Annotated in this window: 15 protein-coding genes; 9 read left to right on the plus strand and 6 right to left on the minus strand. The window is 71.0% G+C overall.

Features of this window, described 5'->3' with window-relative positions; translation table 11 throughout:
- Positions 1 to 39 precede the first annotated feature (39 nt).
- The 4 genes from ACFT5B_RS07975 to ACFT5B_RS07990 form a co-directional block, all read right to left on the minus strand.
- The gene (locus ACFT5B_RS07975; protein ID WP_386797474.1) at positions 40 to 1965 is read right to left on the minus strand and encodes a glycoside hydrolase family 127 protein; all 1926 of its coding nucleotides are present in this window, start codon (positions 1963 to 1965) and stop codon (positions 40 to 42) included.
- A gap of 17 nt (positions 1966 to 1982) precedes the next feature.
- Positions 1983 to 2804, minus strand: coding sequence for a carbohydrate ABC transporter permease (locus ACFT5B_RS07980; protein WP_386797459.1), 822 nt, complete (start codon positions 2802 to 2804; stop codon positions 1983 to 1985).
- A gap of 11 nt (positions 2805 to 2815) precedes the next feature.
- Positions 2816 to 3778, minus strand: a complete 963-nt coding sequence (locus tag ACFT5B_RS07985; protein ID WP_386797460.1) for a carbohydrate ABC transporter permease — start codon at positions 3776 to 3778, stop codon at positions 2816 to 2818.
- 74 nt (positions 3779 to 3852) lie between these two features.
- Positions 3853 to 5181: an ABC transporter substrate-binding protein gene (locus ACFT5B_RS07990; RefSeq protein WP_386797461.1), complete on the minus strand. Its 1329-nt coding sequence runs from the start codon at positions 5179 to 5181 to the stop codon at positions 3853 to 3855.
- Positions 5182 to 5406: 225 nt separating this feature from the next.
- On the opposite strand from ACFT5B_RS07990, the gene ACFT5B_RS07995 reads away from it, so the two are divergent.
- The 4 genes from ACFT5B_RS07995 (at position 5407) to ACFT5B_RS08010 (ending at position 17453) form a co-directional block, all read left to right on the plus strand.
- Positions 5407 to 6420 (plus strand): LacI family DNA-binding transcriptional regulator, encoded by a 1014-nt coding sequence (locus ACFT5B_RS07995; protein ID WP_386797462.1) that lies wholly within the window; start codon positions 5407 to 5409, stop codon positions 6418 to 6420.
- Between the two features lie 860 nt (positions 6421 to 7280).
- The gene (locus tag ACFT5B_RS08000) at positions 7281 to 12353 is read left to right on the plus strand and encodes an Ig-like domain-containing protein (RefSeq protein WP_386797463.1); all 5073 of its coding nucleotides are present in this window, start codon (positions 7281 to 7283) and stop codon (positions 12351 to 12353) included.
- An 83-nt stretch (positions 12354 to 12436) separates the two neighbouring features.
- Positions 12437 to 15826 carry a family 43 glycosylhydrolase gene (locus ACFT5B_RS08005; protein ID WP_386797464.1) on the plus strand — a complete coding sequence of 1130 codons (3390 nt, stop codon included), beginning with the start codon at positions 12437 to 12439 and terminating at the stop codon, positions 15824 to 15826.
- A gap of 160 nt (positions 15827 to 15986) precedes the next feature.
- Positions 15987 to 17453 carry a glycoside hydrolase family 43 protein gene (locus ACFT5B_RS08010; RefSeq protein ID WP_386797465.1) on the plus strand — a complete coding sequence of 489 codons (1467 nt, stop codon included), beginning with the start codon at positions 15987 to 15989 and terminating at the stop codon, positions 17451 to 17453.
- 66 nt (positions 17454 to 17519) lie between these two features.
- On the opposite strand, the gene ACFT5B_RS08015 is transcribed toward ACFT5B_RS08010, so the two are convergent.
- Positions 17520 to 19055 carry an alpha-N-arabinofuranosidase gene (locus ACFT5B_RS08015; RefSeq protein ID WP_386797466.1) on the minus strand — a complete coding sequence of 512 codons (1536 nt, stop codon included), beginning with the start codon at positions 19053 to 19055 and terminating at the stop codon, positions 17520 to 17522.
- A 180-nt stretch (positions 19056 to 19235) separates the two neighbouring features.
- Here ACFT5B_RS08015 and ACFT5B_RS08020 point away from each other — a divergent pair, with 180 nt between their 5' ends.
- From ACFT5B_RS08020 to ACFT5B_RS08040, 5 genes are all read left to right on the plus strand, one after another.
- Positions 19236 to 20324 carry a LacI family DNA-binding transcriptional regulator gene (locus ACFT5B_RS08020; protein ID WP_386797467.1) on the plus strand — a complete coding sequence of 363 codons (1089 nt, stop codon included), beginning with the start codon at positions 19236 to 19238 and terminating at the stop codon, positions 20322 to 20324.
- A gap of 156 nt (positions 20325 to 20480) precedes the next feature.
- Positions 20481 to 21866, plus strand: coding sequence for an ABC transporter substrate-binding protein (locus ACFT5B_RS08025; protein WP_386797468.1), 1386 nt, complete (start codon positions 20481 to 20483; stop codon positions 21864 to 21866).
- 62 nt (positions 21867 to 21928) lie between these two features.
- Positions 21929 to 22885, plus strand: a complete 957-nt coding sequence (locus ACFT5B_RS08030) for a carbohydrate ABC transporter permease (RefSeq protein WP_386797469.1) — start codon at positions 21929 to 21931, stop codon at positions 22883 to 22885.
- A complete protein-coding gene (locus tag ACFT5B_RS08035) occupies positions 22885 to 23805 on the plus strand; it encodes a carbohydrate ABC transporter permease (protein WP_386797470.1) in 921 nt (306 codons plus the stop codon). The genes ACFT5B_RS08030 and ACFT5B_RS08035 overlap by 1 nt, the downstream gene beginning before the upstream one ends.
- A gap of 70 nt (positions 23806 to 23875) precedes the next feature.
- A complete protein-coding gene (locus ACFT5B_RS08040; protein ID WP_386797471.1) occupies positions 23876 to 25393 on the plus strand; it encodes an alpha-N-arabinofuranosidase in 1518 nt (505 codons plus the stop codon).
- A 124-nt stretch (positions 25394 to 25517) separates the two neighbouring features.
- Here ACFT5B_RS08040 and ACFT5B_RS08045 read toward each other — a convergent pair.
- Positions 25518 to 25710 (minus strand): hypothetical protein (locus ACFT5B_RS08045; RefSeq protein ID WP_386797472.1); only part of this gene is annotated, 193 nt, incomplete at its 5' end.

Here is a 25710-nt window from a genome sequence, read left to right on the forward strand (position 1 = left end):
GCCGAGGTGATCCTCGGCGGGGCTCGTCGTCGTCCGGGCTCAGACCGTCGGAAGCCAGACGCGCATGGTGCTCGGGCCGCGGTTCGCCCACCGGTGGTAGGGCACGAGCCGGCACTCGACGGACCGAACCGACCGCGGCACGGGCGGAGGCCCGTACGGGCTGCGCGCGGGCTCGGCGAACATGACGCTCGTCCCTTCGACGACGGCGCCGTCCCCCTCGGCCCGCGGCGGCAGCATCGGGTCGACGCACAGCGAGTCGAGCGGGACGCCGTCGGGCAGGTCCACCGACTCGGCGCACAGCACGAGCGGTCCGCGCTCGACGGCGACGGTCCCACGAACGGCGTCGATCCGGGGGTCCGGGTGGGTCCAGCGGGGCGTCATGGGCAGCCGGAGCACGACGACGTCGCCGGCGGTGAGGCCCCCGACGACGTGCCCCGGCTGCTGCGCGGGCGTGACCTCGCCGCGGGCCTCGACGGTCGCGCCCGACGCCCATGCGGGCACCCGGAGCGTGAGGTCCCACGGCCGGTCGGGCGCTTCCACGACCGTCACCGCGACGACGCCGTCGTCGGGGTAGCGGGTGGCCACGGCGAGCCGGACGGTGGCGCCGTCGCCGAGCCGGGCGACGACCTCGCCCGCGGCGTACTGGAGGAGCTGGACGCCGTCGTCGGACGTGGTCGCGACGTAGGTGGCGAGCTGCGCGAGCGTGCGCGCCACGTTGGGCGGGCAGCACGACACCTCGAACCACGGAGCCCGGAGCTGCGCGTGGGCGCGCGGGCTCACGGCGTCGGGGTCGGTCTCCTGGGCGGCGACCCGCTGCTGGAGCGGGTTCGTGTAGAAGAACGCCTTGCCGTCCTCGCGGGGCGACGCGGCGACCACGTTGTACAGCGTCCGCTCGACGACGTCCGCGTAGCGCAGGTCCCCGGTCCGCAGCAGGAGGCGCCAGGCGACCATGATCGACGCGACCCCCGCGCACGTCTCGCAGTAGGCGCGGTCGGGCGGGAGCTCGTAGTCGTCCCCGAACGCCTCGTCCTGGTGGTGGGAGCCCATCCCGCCGGTGAGGTACGTGCGCCGTTCGAGCGCCCGCACGTACTGGCGCTCGACGGCCTCGGCGAGGGCGTCGTCGTCCTGCTCGACTGCGGCGTCGACGGCCCCCGCGGACAGGTACAGGGCGCGCACGGCGTGCCCGCGCAGGTCCGTGGCCTCGAGGATCGGGACGTCGTCCTGAAAGTAGGCACGCCCGAACTCGATGTCGGGGAGCGTGCGGTGTCCGCGCCGGTCGAGGAACAGGCGGGCCTGCGCGAGGTAGCGCGGCTCGCCTGTCGCCCGGTACAGCTCGACGAGCGCCGGCTCGATCTCGGCGTGCCCGCACACGCCCTGGATCCCGTCGGGGCCGAACGCGTCGCACACGTGGTCGGCGGCGCGCAGGGCGACGTCGACGAGCTCGTCGTGGTGACCGGTGCGCAGGCGCGCGACGGCGGCCTGGAACAGGTGGCCGTAGCAGTAGAGCTCGTGCCCCCAGTCGAGCTGTGTGTATCGCGGCGGCTGGCCCGGGTTGCCGAAGCGCGTGTTGAGGTAGCCGTCGGACTGCTGGGCCGCGGCGACGCGCGCCACGATCCCGCGGTACCGGTCCTCGAGCGCCTCGTCGCCGCTGCGGGCGATCTCCCAGGCCATGGCCTCGAGCAGCTTGTAGATCTCCGAGTCGGAGAACTCGCGGCCGCGGCGCTGCTTCCCGACGGTGCCGTCGACGACGCGGTCGAAGTTCGCCGTCCAGCCCGTGCGCTCCTGCCAGGCGGCGATGTGGGGGACGATCGCGTCGTGGTTGAGCGCCTGACGGTCGGCCCAGAACCCGCGGTCGATGCGGACGTCGTCGATGCCGAGCGGTCGCAGCGTCCCGGAGCCGGGGGAGACGGGGGCGATCACCTGACGGTGCCGGGACCCGGTGGGGCGAGGGCTCGACGTGGTCAGTGGAGTCACGTTGGAAGTCATCCCTTCACCGCGCCTGACGTGAAGCCGCGGATGTAGTAGCGCTGGAGAGCGAGGAACAGGACGATCGCCGGGAGCGTGAGCACGACCACGCCGGCCGTCGTCGAGCCGTAGTCGATGACGCCCATGGTCTGCTGGCGCATGTTGACGAGGGCGAGGGGGAGCGGCGCCTTCTCGGTGCTGAGCAGGTACAGCGAGACCATGAAGTCGTTCCAGGCCGCCAGGTACGTGAACAGCCCGACGGTCACGATCCCGGGGCGCACCGCGGGCAGCATGATCCGGTAGAAGGCCTGGAACGAGTTGCAGCCGTCGATGTAGGCGGCCTCTTCGAGCTCACGCGGGATCGTCGCGAAGGAGTTCCGCATCATGAAGATCGAGAACGGGACCTGGAACAGCGTGAGGACGAGCGCCACGCCGATCAGGGAGTTCTGCAGGTGGATGTCCTTCATCCACACGAGCAGCGGGATGAGCAGGGCCGCGTACGGGATCATCATGACCGACAGCACCAGGACGAACAGGGCGTTGCGGCCCCGGAACCGGAACCGCGCGAACGCGTAGCCGCCGGTCGCGGCGATGACGATCGTGACCACGGTCGCGCCGATCGAGACGACCAGCGAGTTCTTCAGGTAGGCCGGGAACCCGAGCCCGTAGTGGAACATCGTCGTGTAGTTGCCGAAGCCGAAACCGTCGGTCTGCGCCGTGCCGGGGCTCGGCGACACCGAGCTCACGACAGCCCAGACCAGGGGCAGCATGAAGACCACGGCCATGACGGTGGTGAGCGTGTAGGCGGCGGAGCGTCCCGCCGCGTTGGACCTCTTCATCGCGGGACCTCCTACTTCTCGTCCGCGTCGAGCTTGAGGGCCCGGAGCTGGATCATGTTGATGATCACGAGCGCGAGCAGCAGCAGCACGGACAGCGCGGCGGCGAGGCCGAGGTCCTTGCGCGTCTCGAACGCGTCGCGGTAGATGAGCTGGACGATCGTCAGCGTCGAGTTGTTCGGGCCGCCCTTGGTGAGGATGTAGAACTGGTCGAACGCCAGCAGGGACCCGGTGATCGACAGGATCATCGTCATGGCGATGGTGGGGCGCAGCAGCGGCAGCGTGATGGAGCGCAGCGTGCGCAGGCGGCCGGCGCCGTCGATGCGGGCAGCCTCGTAGACCTCCGACGGGATGGCCTGCAGGCCGACCATCGTGAGCAGCATGTAGTACCCGGCGAAGCGCCAGACGACGAGCACCACGGTGGCCCAGAGCGCGCCGCCCGGGGTGCCGAGGATCGAGGCGCCGGCTTCCGTCCCCGCGACCTTCTCGAGGATCCCGTTGATCGGGCCGACCTGCGGCGAGTAGAGCGCGTAGAACAGCAGCGACGCCGACGCGATGCCCAGTGCCGAGGGGACGAGGATCGCCGTCCGCAGGAACGTGTTCCAGCGGCGCGACTCCTGGACGAGCAGCGCGAGCCCGTAGGCGATGGGCATGAGGATCACCGTCGTCAGCGCCGTGTACTTCAGCGTGAACCCGATCGACTTGCCCAGCAGCGGGTCGGCGAACAGCTTGGTGAAGTTGTCGGGGAAGTTGCCGCCCTGGGCGCCCCCCAGCAGCGTCCAGTGCGAGCATGCCATCACCACCACCACGACCACCGGCGCGACGAACAGGACGACGAGCAGGAGCGCGGTGGGCGAGGCGAAGAGCCAGCCGCGGCGGTTCTCGAGCTGGGTTGCGGTGCGGCGTCGTCGTCCGGACGACGACGGCACGGGCGGCGACGGCGCAACCACCGGCTCCGCGTAGGTGGACTGGCTCATGGGGACCCTCCGTTGGGCGGGTGCGCGGCGGGCGGGGGCTGGGGCGCCTCCGCCCGCCGCGCGCGTGCGGTGGACTACTGGCCGAGCGTGGACGTGATGGCGTCGTTGTCGCTGTCGACCTTCGACGCGTCACCCCAGACGCCGTCCTGGACGAGGAGCTGCCAGGGGCTGCCTGCTGCGTTGAACGCCTCGTTGAAGTTCACCGCGATGGGGGTCTGGCCGTCCTTGATCGTGCTGTTCGCGACGATCGTGCGCGGGTCGGCATCCTTGTAGCCGTTCTCGAGGACCTTGAGGTTCGACGCCGTGTCGTCGTTGTCCGCGAAGACCTTCTGCTGCGCGTCCTCGGTCATGAGCCACGACAGGAAGTTCCAGGCCTGGGCCTCGTGCTTCGAGTCCTTGGAGACGCCGATGGCGTCGCCGCCGAGGAAGGTGGACGACCCTCCGTCGACGCCCGGGATGGGGGCGACGCCGATGTCGAACTTCGACGTCTTGAAGAGCGCGCTCACGGCCGTGGCCGGGTACTGCATCACGCCGATCTTGCCGTTCTGGAACGGCGCGGTCCACGTCGCCCCGGTCTCCTCCTTGGAGCCGGCGCCGAGGCCGTTGGGGGTCTTGGCGAGGTCCGCGTACGCCGCGTAGATCTTCTTCGCGGAGTCGCTCGCCATGAGCGACTCGGTGCCCTCGTCGTTGATGGCCTTCTCGCCGTTGCCCCAGATCATGGGGAAGAGCGTGAAGACGAGGGCGCCGCCCGACTGTCCCGCGAAGTAGGTGCCGGCGACGTCCTTCTTGCCGAGCTTCGCGACGGCCTTGGCCTGGTCCGCGAACTCCTGGAGCGTGGCGGGGCCCTTGTCGGGGTCCAGCCCGGCCTCCTTGTAGAGGTCCTTGTTCCAGACCATGACGGAGATGTCGGTGACGAACGGCAGCGTGTGCTCCTTGCCGTCCACGGTCCCGGCCTTGATGTGGCCGGACTGCAGGTCGGCCTTCTCGGGGAGGGAGTCGATCTGCTCGGTCAGGTCCTTGAAGATGCCCTGCTCGGTCCAGTACGGGACGCGGACGACGTCGCCTGCGAGGATGTCGGGCAGGCTGCCCGTCTGGACGGCCGCACCGACCTTGCCCTCGACGTCGTCGTTGGGGAGGAGCTCGAGCTTGACCTGGTTCTTGTGGGTCTTGTTGTACTCGGTGACCGCGTTCGTCGCCTGCTTCTCCAGGGGAGCGCGCGACCACATGGTGAGGGAGGTGCCGTCGTCGGTGCCGCCGGTCGGGATGGACGACGCGGCCTTGTCGTCGTCACCGCCGCCGCTGCTGCTGCCGCAGCCGGCGAGCGTGAGTGCGACGCCGGTGGCCGCGGCGACCGCTCCGAGGGCGAACCGTCCGTGGCGCCGCCCGTGTGCCCTGTGCTTCATCGTGTGCCTCTCACTTCTCGACTCTGAGATCCGGCTGGCCATCGGGCCGCGTCGCCCGCCTGCTCCACGCGACCAGGTGCATCTCGAAACTACCGAAATGCTTTTCGCGGACGCTAGCATCGTGCCCAGGGCACGTCAAGCGTGACAAGGGGATTCGGTCTGTTAACCTCGGCGAAAACCTTGCACAACGAAGGTCAACTCACATCGGACGGCGGGAGCGCGGAGATGGTGGAGAAGAGCAAGCCGGCGACGCTGGGCGACGTCGCCCGGCTGGCAGGAGTGTCGATCGCGACCGCCTCGAAGGCGCTGAACGGCCGGGCCCAGGTCCGCGACACGACGCGCGAGAAGGTCATGCGCTCGGCGGAGGCGCTCGCGTTCATCCCCAACCCGCTCGCCCGCGGCCTGCTCTCCGGGCAGACCGGGACCGTCGGCCTCCTCACGTCCGACCTCGAAGGCCGTTTCTCGATCCCGATCATGATGGGCGCGGAGGACGCGTTCGGAGCCGGGTCCACGTCGGTGTTCCTGTGCGACGCGCGCGGCGACGCGATCCGCGAGCAGCACCAGGTCCGGGCGCTGCTCTCGCGACACGTCGACGGGCTGATCGTCGTCGGGGCGCGCCCCGACCCGCGTCCGCCGCTCGCCGGCGACATCAACGTCCCCGTCGTCTACGCGTACGCGCCGTCCGAGGACCCCGACGACTCGTCCGTGACCAGCGACAACGTGCAGGGCGGCCGGCTCGCCGCCGAGCACCTGCTCAGCACCGGGCGCCGGTCCATCGGCATCATCACCGGCGACCGCGGCTACGGCGCCGCCCACGACCGGCTCGCAGGCGCCCTGTCCGCGCTCCACGACGCCGGCATCGAACCCGTGCAGGACGCGCTGTTCGGGTCCTGGTCCGAAGGCTGGGGCCGCGGCGCGGCCCGGGTGCTGCTCGAGGCTCACCCCGAGCTCGACGGGTTGATCTGCGGCAGCGACCAGGTGGCGCGTGGCGCCATGGACGCCCTCCGTGAGCTCGGCCGCGAAGTCCCCGACGACGTCGCCGTCATCGGGCACGACAACTGGGAGGTCCTCGCCATGAACGCGCGGCCCCCGCTCTCCACGATCGACATGAACCTCCAGGAGCTCGGGCGCCGGGCCGCGGGCATGCTGTTCGACGCCATCGGCGGGTCGCCGACGCACGGGGTCGAGAAGCTGCCGTGCCGGCTCATGGTGCGAGGGTCGACGACGCCGACGAGCTGAGCCGTGCCCAGGGTTCGCCGATGGTGGCGCTGGGTTCGCCGACGGTGACGCCGCGTTCGCCGATGGTGACGTGGCGCTCGCCGGTGGTGACGTGGCGTTCGCCGGTGGTGACGTGGCGTTCGCCGATGATGACGTCGGGCGGTCATGGTCGGGTTCGCGGGAGGGTGCGGCGAGCTGTCTCGGACTGTCGCGCTTCGGCCCTGGGGGCCGTGCGCACTCCTTGACGTCCTTCGACACCTCCCCGCACCCACCCGCTCGGCCTGTCCCTCACTGACATCGCCGGACGGCATCCGAGTGGTCACGACCGGCACCCGCGCGCTCCGGCGTCGTCGAACGCGGCCCCCCTCGAATCTCCGAGCACGGGGTTGTGCACGTCTCGGGCCGCCGAGCACGGGCTTGTGCACCAGTTCCCGCTCGGATCGGTGCACAAGCCCGTGCTCGGCGCGTGCGGGCGCGCACCCTGCGCCACCGTCGGCGAACCCAGCGTCACCGTCGGCGAACGCGGCGTCACCACCGGCGAACCCAGCGCCACCGTCGGCGAACCCAGCGCCACCGTCGGCGTCGGACGGGCGGGTGAGCGCGCACCCCTGCCGCCCCACCCGCCCGGACCGCGTCGACAAGTACCTAGTACCGAAAAGACCGAAAAGCATTGCGTCCGCCTTTCGGGTGTGGCATGTTCGACGCTGACCAGCCCATCTCGACGAGGAGAGAGCATGCACGCGCACCGACGAACGCGCAGTTCAGCAAGGCTGTCAGGGAGATCCGGGCCCGGGGGAGCGGCGTCGTCGCCGTCGGGCGCGGCCCTGTCGACCGGGGGCGCGGCGGCCCGTCTGACCGCCGGAACCGCGGCCGCGGCCCTCGTGGCGACAAGCCTTTTCGGTCTCCTGACCCCGCAGCGCGCGGACGCGGCGAACGCCGACATCGGCTTCCCGACGTTCTCCGGTAGTGACCACCCGGTCCCTGACGAGGGCACCGGCTTCCACCCCGAGGGCCAGCTCCAGGCCATCTTCGACGCCGACAAGGCGGCCGGCGCGGGGACCGACACGGACCACGACTTCTGGGTCGACAGGATGCTCGCCCGGACCGGCAACCAGCCCGGCGGCTCGAACGGGGACGCCAACCAGTACCTGTTCTCGCGCGGGCGCGCCGTCTTCATGAAGACCCACGAGCCCGGGACGCTCGGGTTCGGCGGCGAGGTCGCGTACTGGGAGACGATCTCGGGCGGCACCGGCGCCTACACGCTCAAGGTCCTGGTCGACGGGAACCCCGTCACGCTCACCGAGGTCGCGGCGCAGCGCAAGCAGACGCCGTCGTACTGGCGCTCGACGTTCACGAGCGCCGACAAGACCCTGAGCGTCGTCGAGACGAAGTTCATCACCCAGAACGACGTCGCGGTCACCGAGCTCACGGTGAGCTCCGCGGACGGCAAGGCGCGGAACGTGACGCTCCGGGCGTCGTCGGCGTTCGCGACGCGAGCGGACGGCGACGAGCTGACCGGCTCGGTCACGGCCCTCAACAACATCACGACGGTCTTCCCGCGGCTCTCGGGCGACGGGTTCACCCCGGACGGGGGCGCGCTCACGAGCACGCTGTCCGTGCCGGCGACCGGCTCGGTCACGACGAAGGTCCAGATGGGCTTCGTGACCAAGGAGATCCCGGAGTCGCGGGCCGACTACGACACGTACCGCGCGGCCACCCCGGCCGCCGCGTACACGAAGCACGTCACGGCGTACAACCAGTGGTGGGTGGACAACATCCCCTACCTGGACACGCCCGAGGACAACATCGACAAGACGCTCTTCTACCGCTGGTGGCTCCTGCGGTTCAACTTCCTCGACGCGAACGTGCCGGGCAACGACTACCAGTTCCCGACGTCCGTCGAGGGCGCGCTCGGCTACAACAACGCGATCGACCTGACGATCGGGATGTTCCTCGACGACCTCAAGTACCTGCGCGACCCCGCCTACTCGTACGGGACGTGGCTGTCGGCGGGCGAGACCGCCGGCTCGGCGGGCCAGTACCGGGACAACCCCGGCGACCCGGCGAACTGGAGCGCGAGCCACACCCAGTACATCTCCGAGTCGGCGTGGCAGTCGTACCAGGTGCACGGCGGCCCGGCGTCGGTCGCGGAGCAGATCGGCACGTACGCCGAGCGGGACACCGCGGGCGAGCTCGCCACCATGGACAGCAACCACAACTACCTGCTCGACACGAACTGGAACGCCTGGACGGGCAACGACGCGGACGCCGTCTCGTTCGACTACAAGCCGGGCCAGAAGCTCGACCGGCCTGAGAGTGCGTACGTGTTCAGCGGCGCCAAGGCGGGTGCCGAGGCGTTCCGCGTCGCGGGCGACGACGACCGCGCGGCCGCTCTCGACGGCACCGCGCAGAAGGTCAAGCAGGCCGTCCTCGACACGCTGTGGGACCCCACGGACAAGCTGCTCCTGTCGAGCACGGTCTCGGGGACGCAGGTGCCGTGGAAGGAGATCAACAACTACTACCCGTACAGCGTCGGCCTCATGCCGAAGCCGGGAGACGCGGACTACACCGACGACTACACGGCGGCGCTGCGCCTGTTCGCGGACGACAAGCAGTTCCCGGTCTTCCCGTTCTACACGGCGGACCAGGCCGACAAGGCCGAGGCAGCGGCGGCGGGGAACCCGGGCAGCAACAACTTCTCGGTCATCAACTCGACGGTGACGTTCCGGATGCTGTCGAGCGTCCTGCGCAACTACCCGACGGACGCGATCGACGCCCAGTGGTACAAGAAGCTTCTCTATTGGAACGCCTGGGCGCACTACCAGAACAACGGCGACAACCGGTACCCGGACCAGAACGAGTTCTGGTCGGACGGCAGCGCGGACCCGCAGGGCATCGGCTACCGCTCCTGGATCCACCACACCCAGCTCGGCACGACGAACTGGACGATGATCGAGGACGCGATGGGCCTGCGCCCCCGCACGGACGACAAGCTCGAGCTGGACCCGATCGACATCGACTGGGACCACTTCGCGGCCGACAACCTCAGCTACCACGGCAAGAACCTCACGATCACGTGGGACGAGCCGGGCGGCACGAAGTACTACGGCGACGACGTCCCGGAGGGCTACTCGGCCTACCTGGACGGGAAGCTGCTCTTCACCGTCGACAAGCTCTCGCACGTCGTCTACGACCCGGCCACGGGCACCGTCCAGACGGACGACGGCGCCACCGCGAGCAACGTGTCGAAGGCCGGCCTCACGGACGCGCAGGACGTCCCGCTGGCCGCCGGCTCGCGCGTCGTCGACGCGCTCGCGAAGGCCGGCACCCCGGCCGCGCCGAGCGACGACACGGCGGTGGACGTCGCGGCGGGCAAGCCCGTCACCTCGACCTTCGACGCGAGCGGTCACGCCGCGAAGCAGGCCGTCGACGGCGTCACCACGATGACCTCCTACTGGGGCACCGCGGGCTCGTCGAACGCGAGCGACTCCCTGACGATCGACCTCGCCGACGGCGGGGCGGCCGTGCCGGTCGACGACGTGCGCGTGTACTTCTACCGGACGTCGTCGAGCGGGACCGACCCGGGGTACGCGGCGCCGTCGCAGTACCTCGTCGAGTACGACGACGGCTCCGGCTGGAAGCCGGTGCCGGACGAGGCGCGCAGCCCCGTCTACCCGCAGGGCAACTACAACCACGTCCAGTTCCCGCAGGTGAAGGCCGAGAAGCTGCGCGTCACGGTGCAGCACGCGGCGGGCGCCAAGACGGGCATCAAGGAGGTCCAGGCGTTCTCGACCGGGGCCCAGGCCCCCGACCCGACCGCCACGGGTCCGCACGCCGACGCGTGGGTCGACTCGACCTACAACCAGACCGGGTCGGCACGCCTCCTGGGTCTCGCCCAGGGCGCAGGCGCGAACGCTACGCCCGTCACCGCGCAGTGGAGCGTCGTCTCCGCTCCCGACGGCGGCAAGGCGTCGTTCGTGAGCGAGCACGCGGCGTCCACGGTGGTCCGGTTCAGCAAGGCCGGCTCGTACACGCTGCGCCTGACCGCGAACCAGGGCGACCAGGCCGACAGCACCGACGTCGTCGTGCAGGGCACCGCGCTCGAGGAGGGGCAGATCAACGTCGCCCCGACGGGCAAGGCGTCCGCGAGCTACACGGCGGGGTGGAACAACGTCAACGCCGTGAACGACGGCAAGCCGGCGTTCTACTCGGGTGGCAACCAGACCGACCTGTGGGGCACGTGGACCGGGGCAGAGCCCGCGACGCGTTGGCTGCAGTACACGTTCGACCAGCCCGTGCGGGTCGACCGGACGTCGATCGACTTCTGGTACGACAGCACCTCCGGCGGGAGCGGCGTCGCCGTCCCGAAGGGCTGGAAGCTCCAGTACTGGGACGCCTCGGCGGCGAACGGCGCCGGCGACTGGGCCGATGTCACCCACCCGTCCGGGTACGGCGTCAAGCGTGACGCCACGAACGAGGTCACGTTCGACGCGGTCACGACGACGCGCCTGCGCGCCACGTTCGACGCTCTCCCGAACAGCGCCGGCTCGGCGTACTCCGCCGTCGGCGTCAGCGAGTGGCGCGTCTTCGCGGCGGCCGCCGCGTCCGTCGACCCGGTCGACGTGCGCACGACGATCGGCAAGGCGCCGACCCTCCCCGCGAAGGTCGACGTCGTCTACGAGGACGGCACCCGCCTCGCCACCCCCGTGACCTGGGACGCCGTCGACGCGGCCGACCTCGCGCAGGAGGGCTCCGTCCAGGTCTCCGGGACGGTCGCGAACACCACGCTGGGAGCCTCGGCGACGGTGTGGGTCCGCTCGGCTCTCGGGCAGACGATCACGACGGTGAGCCCCGTCGAGGTGGCCACCGCCGCTGGGACGGCGCCGCAGCTCCCGGGCACCGTCACCGTCCAGTTCAACGACGGCACGCGCCAGAGCGGTGTGGCCGTGCAGTGGGCGGCGATCGACCCGGCGCAGTACGCGAAGGAGGGCACCTTCCGGGTCGCGGGGACGGTGGACGGCACCGACATCAAGGCGTCGGCGACCGTGACCGTCGGCTCCGGCGGGGACGGCGGGGGCGACGAGGTCGGCCCGTCGATCGAGAAGGTGTCGGTCGGCGGCGGCGACACGGTGTCGGGGAAGGTGACGTTCCAGGTCGACCTGGGTGGTGACGCGAAGGACGTGAGCTACACGTACGTCGAGCTCAACAAGGGCGCGGGGCAGACGTGGGTCACGGACAACACCAAGGCGCCGGGTTCGACGAACGCGGGCCTGCACCCGACGCTGGTCGTGGACACCACGACCCTCGCGAACGGCGCGTACGGGCTGAAGATCGACGCGGTGGGGACGAACGGGAAGACGACCGAGAAGAAGGTCTCCTTCACGATCAACAACGCCCCACGGCTGTCGTTCGTCACCCCGAAGGACGGGGCGACGGTCTCGGGGAAGGTCGCCGTGAAGGTCGACCTGCAGGGCCAGGGCCTCAAGGCCTACAACCTGCGGATGGACTCGGCGGGCCTGTCGTACGCCTACCAGCCGAAGGCGGGCGAGCAGACGTTCACCTGGGACACCACGACCGTGACGGACGGCGTGCACACGCTGCTCGCGACGGCCACGGACGACGCGGGGAACAAGACGACGATCACCGAGAAGGTGACGGTCGCCAACACCCCGGCGTGGGACGCGTCGAAGGTCTACAGCACCGGCGACAAGGTCGCCTCCGGCGGGTCGGTCTGGACGGCGTCGTGGTGGACGCAGAACCAGAAGCCGGGGGACCCGTACGGGCCGTGGCAGGAGATCGCGTCCGCGTCGGACGGCACGGCGCTGTGGACGGCGTCGCGGATCTTCAACTCCGGTGACAAGGCGGTCTACCAGGGCGTGACGTACCAGGCGCAGTGGTGGACCCGGAACGAGAAGCCGGGGGCCGTGAACGGCCCCTGGAAGAAGCTCGGCTGACGGGCACGGGCCGGCCGCTCTCTCGGGGAGCGGCCGGCCCTTCCCGTACCCCCACGCGTGCCCGACGAACAAGGGAGCTCTTCATGGCACCGCTCACCCTCCGGCGACCGCGGCTCGTCGCCCTCGCGGTCGGCGCGGCCCTCGCCGCGACGACGGCGCTGGTCGGCGCCGCGCCCGCCCGGGCGGACGACCGCCCGCAGCCGACGAGGACCATCGACTCGCCCGGCAACCCGATCATCAAGGACGGGTCGCTCTACACGGCCGACGCCGCGACGCTCGTCGGCGACGACGGCCGCCTCTACGTCTATGCCGGTCACGACGAGGCCGGGCCGCAGACCGGGACGTTCGTCATGCACGACTACACGGTCATGGCGACCGACGACGTCGCGAGCGGGACGTGGGACGTCTACGAGGACGACCTCGACCCCGCCGCCACGTTCGCGTGGGCCGACGGCAACGCCGCCTACGCGGGCCAGGTCGTGCGCGGCGCCGACGGCCGGTACTACTGGTACGTCCCGATCGAGACGAAGGACGCGTCCCAGCCCAGCCGGATGGCGTTCGGCGTCGCGGTCTCCGACACGCCCGTCGGCCCGTGGAAGGACGCGATCGGCAAGCCGCTGCTCACCTGGAAGGACGTGTTCGGGACGAGCACGGACGGCCAGGAGCTCATCGACCCGACGATGTTCCGCGACGACGACGGCCGGGTGTACCTGTACTGGGGCTCGTGGGGCGTCGCGCGGATGGTCGAGCTGAACGCTGACATGACGACGCTCGCCGACCCCACGATCCGGACCGTCTCGGGGCTGAGCGACTTCTACGAGGGGCCGTGGGTGTTCAAGCGCGGCGACCTCTACTACATGCTCTACGACTGGAAGCGCGGCGGCAGCGACTGCACCCCGTCGAACTACCAGGCGTGCATCGCGTACGCGACCGCGACCAGCCCCACCGGGCCGTGGACGTACCAGGGGATCATCCTGTCCGGGACGTCGGCGACGACCGTCCACCCGTCGATGCTCGAGTTCGAGGGAAAGTGGTACCTGACCTACCACACCAAGGACGCCGTGGGCGGCGGCCACTTCCGGCGGTCGGTCGCGATCGACGAGGCGCACTGGGACGGCACGAAGATCCTTCCGGTCGAGCAGACGCTCGCCGACGACCCGGCCTACCGGCTGACCACGAACGTCGCCCCCGAGGCGACCGTGACGGCGTCGTACACCGAGCAGCCGCCGATGCGGACGACCGCGGTCAACGACGGCTTCCGCGCGACGACGGCCCTCTTGCCCCCCGACCAGTGGGGGAACTACCGGTCGACGACGAGCACCGTCGAGAAGGACTGGCTGTCGTACCAGTGGGACGCGCCGGTCCGCACGGGCTCCGTGGGCATCGAGTTCCACCGCGACTCCAACTGGATCCGTCAGCCGGCGTCGTGGACGCTCGAGTACCTCGACGCGTCCGGCGACTGGAAGCCCGTGCAGGATGCGACCTACCCGACCGCGACCGACACGTGGCACACCGTGACCTTCACCCCGGTGACGACGACGGCGCTCCGGGCCACGTTCGCCGGCCAGCCCGAGGGCGCGTCCTTCCACTCGGTGTCCGTCTCCGAGTGGGAGGTCTACGCCGACGCTCCGTCGTCGGTCGCCCCGGTGACGGTGACGACGGCGCCCGGGAAGGCGCCCGCCCTCCCCGAGGCCGTGCGGACCGTCGTCGACGGGCAGTCGCTCTGGGCGCCCGTGACCTGGCGCGCCCTCGACCCGGCGGACTACGCCGAGGCCGGGACCTTCCAGGTGGAGGGGCGCGTCCTCGGGGACGCGTCCGGGTACGTCGAGGCGACGGTCGACGTCACGGACGACGCCACGCCGACGCCACCGGCGGACACCGCCGCACCCCTCGTGAGCCTCGCCGTCGCCGGCACCGCGGGCCAGGACGGCTGGTACGCGTCGCCCGTCACCGTGCGCGTGCGCGCCGAGGACGACACCGACTACCTGACGACCGTCTCCGCGCAGGTGGGCGACGGCGCGTGGAGGTCCGCGGACGGCGTCCGGCACCTCGACGCCACCGTGAGCACCGAGGGCACGACGACGGTGCGCGGCAAGGCCAAGGACGCGTCCGGCAACGTCTCCGACGAGGTCGCCCGGACCGTGAAGCTCGACACCACCAAGCCGGTCGCGACCGCGCACGTCGACGCCGGCGCGCGGACCGTGACCGTCGACGCGACCGACGCGCTGTCCGGCGTCGCGTCGCTGCGCTACCAGCTCGACGGCAAGGGCGCATGGGCCGACGGCGAGCTCGGGAAGGCGATCGGCGTGCCCGACGCCCTCCCGCACACCGTGGCCTACCGCGTGACCGACAAGGCCGGCAACACCGCCACGGGGAGCGCCGTCGTCCCGCTCGGGGACGACGTCCACCTCACCGGCGACGTCGCCGGCTACGCGACGGCCGGCGCGTCGTTCACGTCCGGCTGGGAGAACGTCGGCGGGCTCAACGACGGCACGAACGGCCTGTTCGAGAACGACGCCGCCAAGTACGGGACGTCGTGGGGCACCTGGCCGCAGGTCGGCCGCCAGACGGCGACCCTCACCTGGCCGTTCGCCGTCACCGTCGACCGGACCGGCGTCTGGTGGTACCGCGACTCGCCCGACGAGGCGGACGGGGGCATGATCCCCCCGAAGAGCTGGACGCTCCAGTACCTCGACGCCGACGGGACGACCTGGCACGACGTCGTCCTCGCCGACGGAAGCACGTACGGGCGGGACAGCGACGGCTTCGCCACCACGCAGTTCGCGCCCGTGACCACGACCGCGCTGCGCGTCGTCGCCGAGTCCTGGGGCTCGTCCGACGGCGGCGGGTCCACCGGGATCCGGGAGTGGCAGGTCGTCGCCGCGGAGCCCGAGGAGAGCCCGGCGCCCGAGCTCGCGTTCGTCACGCCCGACGACGGCGCGACCGTCTCCGGGACCGTTCCCGTCACCGTGTCGCTCGACGGCACCGACCTCCAGGCCTACAACCTGCGGGTCGACGCCGCAGGGCTGTCGTACGCGTGGAAGCCGAAGGCCGGCGACCGGACGCACGCGTGGGACACCACGGCGCTCGCCGACGGCGTGCACACCCTGCTCGCCACGGCGACCGACGCCGCGGGCCACAAGACGACGATCACCCGCAAGGTCACCGTCGACAACGCCCCGAAGGTCGCGGCCTGGGACGCGTCGAGCGTCTACACGGCCGGTGACCGGGTGTCGTTCTCCGGCTCGACGTGGCTGGCGACGTGGTGGACGCAGAACCAGAAGCCGGGGGACCCGTACGGGCCGTGGCAGGAGATCGCGTCCGCGTCGGACGGGACCGCGGTGTGGACGGCGTCGCGGATCTTCGACGCCGGTGACGAGGCGGTCTACCAGGGCGTGACGTACCAGGCGCAGTGGTGGACCCGGAACGAGAAGCCGGGGGCCGCGAACGGCCCCTGGAAGAAGCTCGGCTGACTCCGTCGACCGGCCGCTCTCCGGAGTGGCCGGTCGACGGTCTCCCTTCTTGACACCCCGTGTGTGAGCGCTAACATCGGTGACCGTCCCACCGCCACCGCTCGCCCGATCAGGGCAGGGTGGTGCGGCTCTCGATTTACAACGATGTAGAGGAGTGGCCATGAGCACGGACCAGAGGCGCCGACACCGGGCGCCACGCGGAAGTCGCGCCCTCGTCGCTGGAGCGGCCGCGGTCGTCGTCGCCGGCGGCGCCGTTCTCGCGACAGCCCCGTGGCGGGCCGACACCGCGGCCGCCCAGGACCGGGGCGCGGCGCACGACACGCAGGCAGCCGACACGGCCCGGACCGCGCACCTGCCGGCCGGCGGGCTCTCGGTCGACGGCGACGTCGCACCCGTCCACGACCCGGCGCTCTTCGTCGACGACGACGGCACCTGGTACGTCTTCTCCACCGGTCTCCTGCACCGCGAGCAGGGCGGGACGATCCTCGTCCGCGCGTCGCACGACGGTGGCGTCACGTGGGAGTCCGAGGGGACCGTCTGGGACGAGATCCCTGCCTGGATCGACGAGAAGTTCGGTGCGAACGGCGGGACCCTGCCCGACAACCTGTGGGCGCCCGCGATCTACGAGCACGACGGCACGTACTACCTGTACTACTCGGCGTCGACGTTCGGGTCGAACACGTCCGTGACAGCGCTCGCCACGAACACGACGCTCGACCCCGAGGACCCCGACTACCGCTGGGTCGACCGAGGCCCGGTGCTCGAGTCGCCGACCCCCATCACGCGTGACGGCCTCCAGTTCAACGCGATCGATCCGAGCGTCGTCGAGGACCACGGCACGCCGTACCTGTCGATCGGGTCCTTCTGGTCGGGCCTGTTCCTCGTGCCCCTCGAGTGGCCGAGCGGCAAGCCCGTCGACGGCTGGGCCGAGAAGTCCGTGCACCTCGTGGACCGGATGGCCCCGCCGAACGCGGTCGAGGGATCGCAGATCGTGAAGCACGGCGGGTACTTCTACCTGTTCGCCTCGTTCGACTTCTGCTGCCAGGCCGCGAACAGCACGTACCACGTGGTCGTCGGCCGGTCGAAGGACGTCGCCGGGCCGTACCTCGACGCGAGCGGCACGTCCATGCTCGACGGCGGCGGCACGACGGTCCTCGACAAGAACGGCGCGGAGGTCGGGCCGGGCGGGCAGTCCGTGTTCGGGGACGTGCTCGCCTACCACTACTACGACGCGTCCAACGCCGCCGCGCCGTACCTGCCGACCCTCGGGCTGCAGAAGCTCGGTTGGAAGAACGACTGGCCCACGGTCGACGCGGCCGCCGACGGGGCAGCCGTCACGCGCCAGCCCGCCGACTCCTCGACGCGCGCGGGGACCACCGCGACCTTCACGGTCGGGGTCACCGGGACCCCGGCGCCGGTGGTGACCTGGCAGGTGTCGTCCGACGGGGGCGCGACCTGGGCGGCCGCGCCCGGCTCCCGGGCGGCCCGGGCACAGCGCGGGACGGCGACGCTGCGGTTGTCGCACGTCGCGGCGGCCCAGGACGGGCTCGAGGTCCGAGCGCGCGTGCGCAACCCTCACGCGGCCGTGACGAGCGCCGTCGCGACGCTCACGGTCCGGACGCGCTGAGCCGATCCGGCCGGCGGGGAGCCGTGGCCGCGGACGCTGGATCGTCCGCGGCCACGGCCGCACCGTTCAGGCGCGGGCGAGGCGGCCCTCGAGCGCAGTCCAGGACTCGGGCGCCAGGCGGACCGTGGTCGTGCCGGCGCCGTCCGGGGTGACGGCGCGTGCGACGTCGACGGCGGACCAGCAGGCCCGCTCGACCTTCGCCGCGTGCTCGGGCCCGGCGACGGCCGGCTCGTGGTCGGCGACCATCTGCCGTCCCTGCTCGACGGAGACGATCGCGCCCGTGTGGGCGAGCTCGACCTCGACCACCTGGTCGGTGCGGTTGGTGAGGAAGACGGCGAGCGCGCCGTCGTCGTCGAGGGTGGCCGCGGCGGTCACGGCGGGGACCTCCCCGTACCGGGTCGTGGTGAACGTGGGCGCGTCCACGCGGAGGTCGAGCGCGTCGCCGCGGGCGAGCCTCGCCGTCGTCGCGAAGGGGTGGAAGGTGGGCTGGCGCCAGGCCTCGCCGCCGGGCTCGGTCATGATCGGCGCGATCACGTTGACGAGCTGCGCGAGGCAGGCGACGGGGACGCGGTCGGCGTGGCCCAGGAGCGTGACGAGCAGGTCGCCGACGACGACCGCGTCGAGCGCCGAGTAGACGTCCTCGATGATGCGTGGGGCGTCGCGCTGGATCGGCAGGTTCGACTCGCCCGGGAAGCGGGACTCGAGGTACCAGACGTTCCACTCGTCGAACGAGAGCGTGATCTGCTTGTCGGAGCGGCGCTGCGCCCCGACGGCGTCGGCCGACGCGACGACGCGCCGGATGAAACGGTCCATGCCGGTGCCGGACCCGAGGAAGCTCGCTCGGTCGCCGTCGAGCTCCTCGTAGTAGGCGTGCAGGGAGAGGTGGTCGACGAGGTCGTACGTGTACGACAGCACCGTCTGCTCCCAGGCGCCGAAGGTGTCCATCTGCATGGACGACGACCCGCACACGACGAGCTCGATCGACGGGTCGACGAGCTTCATGGCCTTGCCGGCCTCGGCAGCGAGCTTCCCGTACTCGTGGGCGTCCTTGTGCCCGATCTGCCAGGGGCCGTCCATCTCGTTGCCGAGGCACCAGAGCCGGACCCCGTAGGGCTCGGTGCGCCCGTTCGCGATCCGGAGGTCGGCCCAGCGGGTGCCGGCGTCGCCGTTGCAGTACTCGACGAGCGCGGCCGCGGCCTCGACGCCGCGCGTCCCGAGGTTGACGGCCATCATGGGCTCGACGCCCTCGCGCTCGGCCCACTGCAGGAACTCGTCCGTCCCGACGGTGTTCGGCTCGACGGTCCGCCAGGCCAGGTCGAGGAAGGGCTTGCGGTCCTCCACGGGGCCGACGCCGTCCTCCCAGCGGTAGTTCGAGACGAAGTTCCCGCCGGGGTAGCGGACCGTCGTGACGCCGAGCTCGCGGGTGAGGTCGGCGACGTCGCGGCGGAAGCCGTGCTCGTCGGCGGTCGGGTGGCCGGGCTCGTGGATGCCGGTGTAGACCGCGCGGCCCAGGTGCTCGACGAACGAGCCGAACAGGCGGCGGTCGACGGTGCCGACCCGGAAGTCGGGGTGCAGCGTGACACGGGCGTGGGGGTGCGTCATCGGTCCTCTCCTCGCGTTCTACAACGTTGTGATAACGGTCTTTACATCGATGTCTACAACGATGTAGCGTACCGGCCACGGCACCCCGCCGAGACCGGGGCGCCCGCAACGCGGCGGTGCGAGGACGACGGCCACGACCGGGATACGATCCCGGTCCCGGAGCGCGAAGGAGCGGTGACCATGACTGTGACCATGCACGACGTGGCGGCCCACGCCGGCGTGTCCGTGAAGACCGTGTCCAACGTCGTCAACCGCTACCCGCACATCCGTCCCGAGACGCGCGAGCGCGTCGAACGGGCCATCGAGGCGCTCGGGTACCGCGTCAACATCACCGCCCGGAACCTGCGCACGCGGCGCACCGGGATGATCACGCTCGCCGTGCCGGAGCTGTCGCTCGCCTACTTCGCCGAGCTGGCCGACATGGTGATCCGCGCGGCCGACGCCCGCGGCTACACCGTCCTGATCGAGCAGACGAGCGCGTCGCGCCAGCGTGAGGTCGACGTCCTGCGCGGACGCCAGCAGCGGGTGACCGACGGCCTGATCTTCTCCCCCCTCGAGCTCGGCCAGGACGACATCGAGCTGTTCGACGTCCCGTTCCCGCTCGTCGTGCTCGGCGAGCGCGTGTTCGACGCGCCGGCCGACCACGTCACCATGAACAACGTCGAGGCCGCCCGCGCCGCGACGCAGCACCTGATCGACCTCGGGCGGCGCCGCATCGCCGTCGTCGGGGCGCACCCGGGCGAGGTCGTCGGCTCGGCCGCGCTGCGCATGCGCGGCTACGAGCAGGCCCTCGCCGACGCCGGGATCCCGTTCGACCCGGCGCTCGTCGGCGAGGCCGGTGCCTGGCATCGCCAGACCGGAGCGGAGGCGATGCGCGGGCTGCTCGACTCGGGCGTCGAGCTCGACGCGGTCTTCGCGCTCAACGACGCCATGGCGCTGGGTGCGCTCCACACGCTGCACGCGCGCCGGCTCGACGTCCCGGGCGACGTCGCCCTCATGGGGTTCGACGACGTCGACGACGTCCGGTACTCCGTACCCACGATCACGTCGGTCGCCCCCGGGCGCGAGCAGATCGCGTCGGCGGCCGTCGAGCTGGTCCTCGAGCGCATCGAGGCCGAGGGCAGCGGCGTCGCCGTGCCATTCAGACGGGTCGTCCCCGACTCGTCGATCGTCGGTCGCGAGTCGACCGGCGACGTCCCCGAGGGGGGCGGCGAACGGGTCGTCGGAGTGCAGCCGGGCGGCGAGGAGGAGGTCGCGCCGCTCACCTGACCGAACCGGTCCGGGCGCGCGCCCGGCCGGTCATCTCGTGGGGCCGGACGAACGTCTTCGAGCCACACGTGAACGCTCACATTCCAACGTTGGAAAGGATGGCCGAGGAGGGCCGTCCGACCAGGCCACAGCTGGCCGACATCTCAAGGAGGAGAAATGAACACCACGCGCACCCGTCGATGGGGCGCCGCGGCGGTCGCGGCACTCGTCGGCCTGGGACTCGCCGCCTGCTCGTCGGGCGGCGGAGGCTCGGACGGCACGGCGACCGGCGGCTCCGGCGGCGGCAGCAAGGCTTCATGCACCAACAAGATCCAGAAGCCCGATGCCACGAAGGTGACCGTCTGGGCCTGGTACCCGGCGTTCGAAGACGTCGTGAACCAGTTCAACGGGGCCCACGACGACGTCCAGATCTGCTGGACGAACGCGGGCCAGGGAGCCGACGAGTACAACAAGTTCACGACGGCGATCCAGGCGGGCAAGGGCGCCCCGGACGTCATCATGCTCGAGTCCGAGGTGCTCCCGACGTACGAGACGCTCAAGGGTCTCGAGGACCTCACGAAGTACGGCGCCTCCCAGGACCTCGCGTCCAAGTACACCGAGGGTTCGTGGAAGGACGTCACGAGCGGCAGCTCCATCTACGCCATCCCCGTCGACGGCGGCCCGATGGGCATGCTGTACCGCAAGGACATCTTCGACAAGTACAAGGTCAAGGTGCCCACCACGTGGGACGAGTTCGCGACCGCGGCGCAGCAGCTCAAGGACGCCGGGTTCAAGGGCACCATCACCGACTTCCCGACCAACGGCAACGCGCTGCTCTACGCGCTCCAGGCACAGGCCGGCTGGACGCCGTTCACCTACGACGCGGGCGACCCGACGAAGATCGGGATCAACGTCGACACCCCCGAGAGCGAGAAGGTGATCGACTACTGGAACGGCCTCGTCGGCAAGGGCCTCGTCGCGCACGAGGACGCGTTCGGCACCGACTACAACACCAACCTCGTCGACGGCACCTACGCGGTGTACCTCGCTGCCGCCTGGGGCCCCGGCTACCTGCAGGGCCTGTCCGGCGCCGACAAGAACGCGAAGTGGGTCGCGGCGCCCATGCCGCAGTGGGACACCGCGAACCCCGTCCAGGTGAACTGGGGCGGCTCGACGTTCGCCGTCACGACCCAGGCCAAGGACAAGAAGGCCGCCGCCGAGGTCGCCCTGGGCGTGTTCGACAACGACGCCGCCTGGAAGATCGGCATCGACAAGGCCGCGCTGTTCCCGCAGTTCAAGTCCGTCCTCGAGTCCGACGCGTTCAAGAACAAGAAGTACCCGTTCTTCGACGGCCAGCAGATCAACAAGGACGTCTTCCTCGCCTCGGCGCAGGGCTACTCCGGGTTCCAGTTCAGCCCGTTCCAGGTCTACGCCTACGACCAGCAGACGCAGGCCTTCCACGACATGATCAGCAAGAAGCAGTCGGCCGCTGACACGCTCAAGGGCCTCCAGGACAAGCTGGTCAAGTACGCCCAGGGCCAGGGCTACACCGTCAGCCAGTAGTGCGCGTCGGGGGCCCGTGAGCGTCAGCCCGCGGGCCCCCGCCCGACCGCAGGAGAACCCCCATGACCGTCACCTCGCCTACGCGCGCGCCCTCGTCGCGGACGCGCCGCGCCCCCGAGCGGAGCAAGCCGAGCCTGCTCGACGCCCGGCGGCAGCGCTGGGGCTGGCTCTTCGTCGCCCCCTTCATGATCGTGTTCGTCACGTTCCTCGTCGTCCCCCTCTGCTATGCCTTCTGGCTCAGCCTCCACAACAAGGGGCTCGCGACCGGCGGCAAGAGCCTGTTCGTCGGGCTGGACAACTACACGCGGGCGTTCACCGACCCGGAGTTCCTCCACGGCCTGCTCCGTGTTGCCGGCTTCGTCCTCGTCATGGTGCAGATCCAGATCGGCTTCGCGCTGCTCATCGCCCTGGTCCTCGACACGCTCTCGTCGAAGCTGTCCCGGGCGTCGCGCCTGCTCATCTTCATGCCCTACGCGGTCCCCGCCATGATCGGGGCCCTCATGTGGGGCTTCCTGTACAGCCCGAAGTTCGGCCCCGCGCAGGACATCTTCGGTCTCTTCGGCCTCACGGCCCCGGACTTCCTGTCGACGAACCTCGTGTTCGCGAGCCTCGTCAACGTCGTGACGTGGCAGTGGGTCGGCCACTACATGATCATCATCTACTCGGCGCTGCGCGCCGTGGACCCCGCCCTCTACGAGGCCGCGACGCTCGACGGAGCCAGCCCCTGGCAGACCGCGTGGCGGATCAAGATCCCCATGGTCGTGTCCTCGCTCGTGATGATCACGATCTTCTCCATCATCGGGACGCTCCAGTTCTTCACCGAGCCCACGATCCTGCGCGGCGTCGCGCAGGGATCCATCTCGGCGTCGTACACGCCGAACATGTACGCCTACGCGCTCGCGTTCTCCTACAACCAGTTCAACTACGCGTCCGCGATCGCGTTCGCGCTGGGGATCGTCGTGTTCATCGGCTCCTACGTGTTCCTCTTCGCCACTCGCAAGCAGAACGGACTGAAGTGATGTCCACCCCCACGCTCCAGGACGACCGCACCGCGAACGACGCCCGGGCCCCGCGCGCCACGACCAAGCCCCGGCGGCAGGTCCGTGCGGGCTCCCACCTGCTCCTGCTGGCCTTCGCCGTCTACTTCCTGATCCCGCTGTGGTGGCTGCTCGTCGCCTCGACCAAGTCCAACAGCGGCCTGTTCGTCGGATCGGGCGGGCCCCTGTGGTTCAACGGCGACTTCAACTTCGTCGAGAACGTCAAGGGCCTGTTCACGCACGACGGCGGCATCTACTGGACCTGGTTCCGGAACTCGTTCGTGTACGCGCTCGCAGGCGGGGTCGGAGCCACGCTCCTGTCGCTCCTCGCGGGCTACGGCTTCGCCATGTACCGCTTCCGCGGACGCGCGTTCCTGTTCTCGGTCCTGCTCGGGTCCCTGATGATCCCGGCCACCGCTCTCGTCATCCCGACGTTCGTGCTGCTGTCGGACTTCAACCTCATCGACACGATGTGGGCGGTCATCCTGCCGTCGCTCCTCAGCCCGATCGGCGTCTACCTCATCCGCGTCTACGCGCAGGAGGCGCTCCCGCAGGACACGATCGACGCGGCCCGCGTCGACGGCGCGGGGGAGCTGCGGACGTTCTTCCGCGTGAGCGTCCCGCTCCTGCGCCCGGCCGTCGTCACCGTGCTGCTGCTCACGACGGTCGCCACGTGGAACAACTTCTTCCTCCCGCTGGCCGTGCTGCGCAGCCAGAAGCTGCTCCCCGTGACCGTCGGCCTCAGCAACTGGCAGGCGCTGTCCAGTGCCGGCGCAGGCAACGAGCAGGCCTGGAACCTCATCGTCACGGGCGCGCTCCTGTCGATCGTGCCGCTGATCGTCGCGTTCCTCGCGCTCCAGCGCTACTGGCAGTCCGGCCTGACCCTCGGCAGCGTCAAGTAGCACGCCCGGCCCGCCGCCCCTACCGCATCCGAACCCCGCTGACCCGCAGCGCCACTTCCCGGAGACCTCCATGCACCACGCCACCGTCACGCTCGACCCCGCGTTCGTCGTCGGGCCCGTCCGTCCCCGGACGTTCGGCACGTTCGTCGAGCACCTCGGGCGCTGCGTCTACACCGGGATCCACGAGCCCGGGCACCCCACCGCCGACGCCGACGGGTTCCGGGGCGACGTCCTCGCGCTCACCCGGGAGCTGGGGGTGACGACCGTGCGCTACCCGGGCGGGAACTTCGTCTCGGGCTACCGGTGGGAGGACGGCATCGGGCCGGTCGACCAGCGGCCCACCCGGCTCGACCTCGCCTGGCACTCGAGCGACCCCAACACGGTCGGCGTGGACGAGTTCATGCGGTGGACGCGCGCGGCGGGCGTCGAGCCGATGATGGCCGTCAACCTGGGCACGCGCGGGGTCCAGGAGGCCCTCGACCTGCTCGAGTACTGCAACGTCCCGGGCGGCTCGTACTGGTCCGACCAGCGCCGGGCCAACGGAGCCGAGGAGCCCTACCGCGTGAAGATGTGGTGCCTCGGCAACGAGATGGACGGCCCGTGGCAGATCGGCCACAAGACGGCGTCCGAGTACGGGCGTCTCGCCGCCGAGACCGCGCGGGCCATGCGGATGGTGGACCCCGGGCTCGAGCTCGTGGTCTGCGGGTCGTCCAGCTCGGCGATGCCGACGTTCGGCGAGTGGGAGCGGACCGTCCTCACCGAGACGTACGAGCACGTCGACTACATCTCCGCGCACGCGTACTACTGGGAGGAGGACGGCGACCTCGCGTCCTTCCTGGCGTCGTCGGTCGACATGGACCACTTCGTGGACGCCGTGTCGGCCACCGCCGACCAGGTGCGGGCGGCCGGCAAGCACGACAAGCGGATCCACATCTCGTTCGACGAGTGGAACGTCTGGTACCAGAACGCCGAACCGTCCGCGCCGCCCAGCGGCGACGACTGGCCCGTCGCGCCCGCCCTCCTCGAGGACCGCTACGACGTCGCCGACGCCGTGGTCGTCGGGAGCCTGCTGATCTCGCTCCTGCGGCACACCGACCGGGTGCACGCGGCGTCGCTCGCACAGCTCGTCAACGTCATCGCCCCGATCATGACCGAGTCCGGCGGCCCCGCCTGGCGGCAGACGATCTTCCACCCGTTCGCGCTCACCGCAGCGCACGCCCGTGGCGAGGTGCTGCGCGCCGTCGTCGAGGCGCCCGACGTCCCGACCGCGAAGTTCGGCGACGTCCCCGTCGTCGACACCGTCGCGACGCACGACCCGGAGACCGGCGAGGTCGTCCTGTTCGTCGTCAACCGGTCCGTGGACGCGCCGCTCCGGCTCGAGATCGACGCCCGCGCCTTCGGGGTGGAGTCGGTCACCGAGGCGCTCACCCTCGCGAACCCCGACCTGCACTGGCGTGCGACCGTCGAGGACGACTCGTCCGTCCGGCCCGAGGTGAACACGTCCGTGAAGGTCGCCGACGGGCGCGTCGAGGGCGAGCTGCCGCCCGTCTCGTGGACCGTCGTGCGGCTGGGGCGCGGGGAGGCCTGAGCCCAGCCCGCAGGCGGCCGGCCGAGGCAGCACGGGGCGCCCGACCTCGACGCGTGCCACCGGCGCCCGTCCCGCTGCTCGCCGTGCGCGAGCCGTGGGGCGGGCGTCCGTCGTCCCGGCTCGGTCAGCTCGCCCGGGAGAGCGCGGGCTCGACGGCGGTCGGCACGGGCCGAGTCGCGCCGGGAACCGCGCGCACGACGGTGCCCGCGCCGGCGAGGGCGACGAGGGTGGGGTCGTCGTGGGCTGCGTCGGTGACCACGACGCTGAGGGAGCTGCGGGGGACGGCTTCGACGACGGAGTCGTGGCCGAGGGTGGTG

The sequence above is a fragment of the Luteimicrobium sp. NPDC057192 genome, from assembly GCF_042670205.1.
GTDB lineage: Bacteria > Actinomycetota > Actinomycetes > Actinomycetales > Cellulomonadaceae > Luteimicrobium.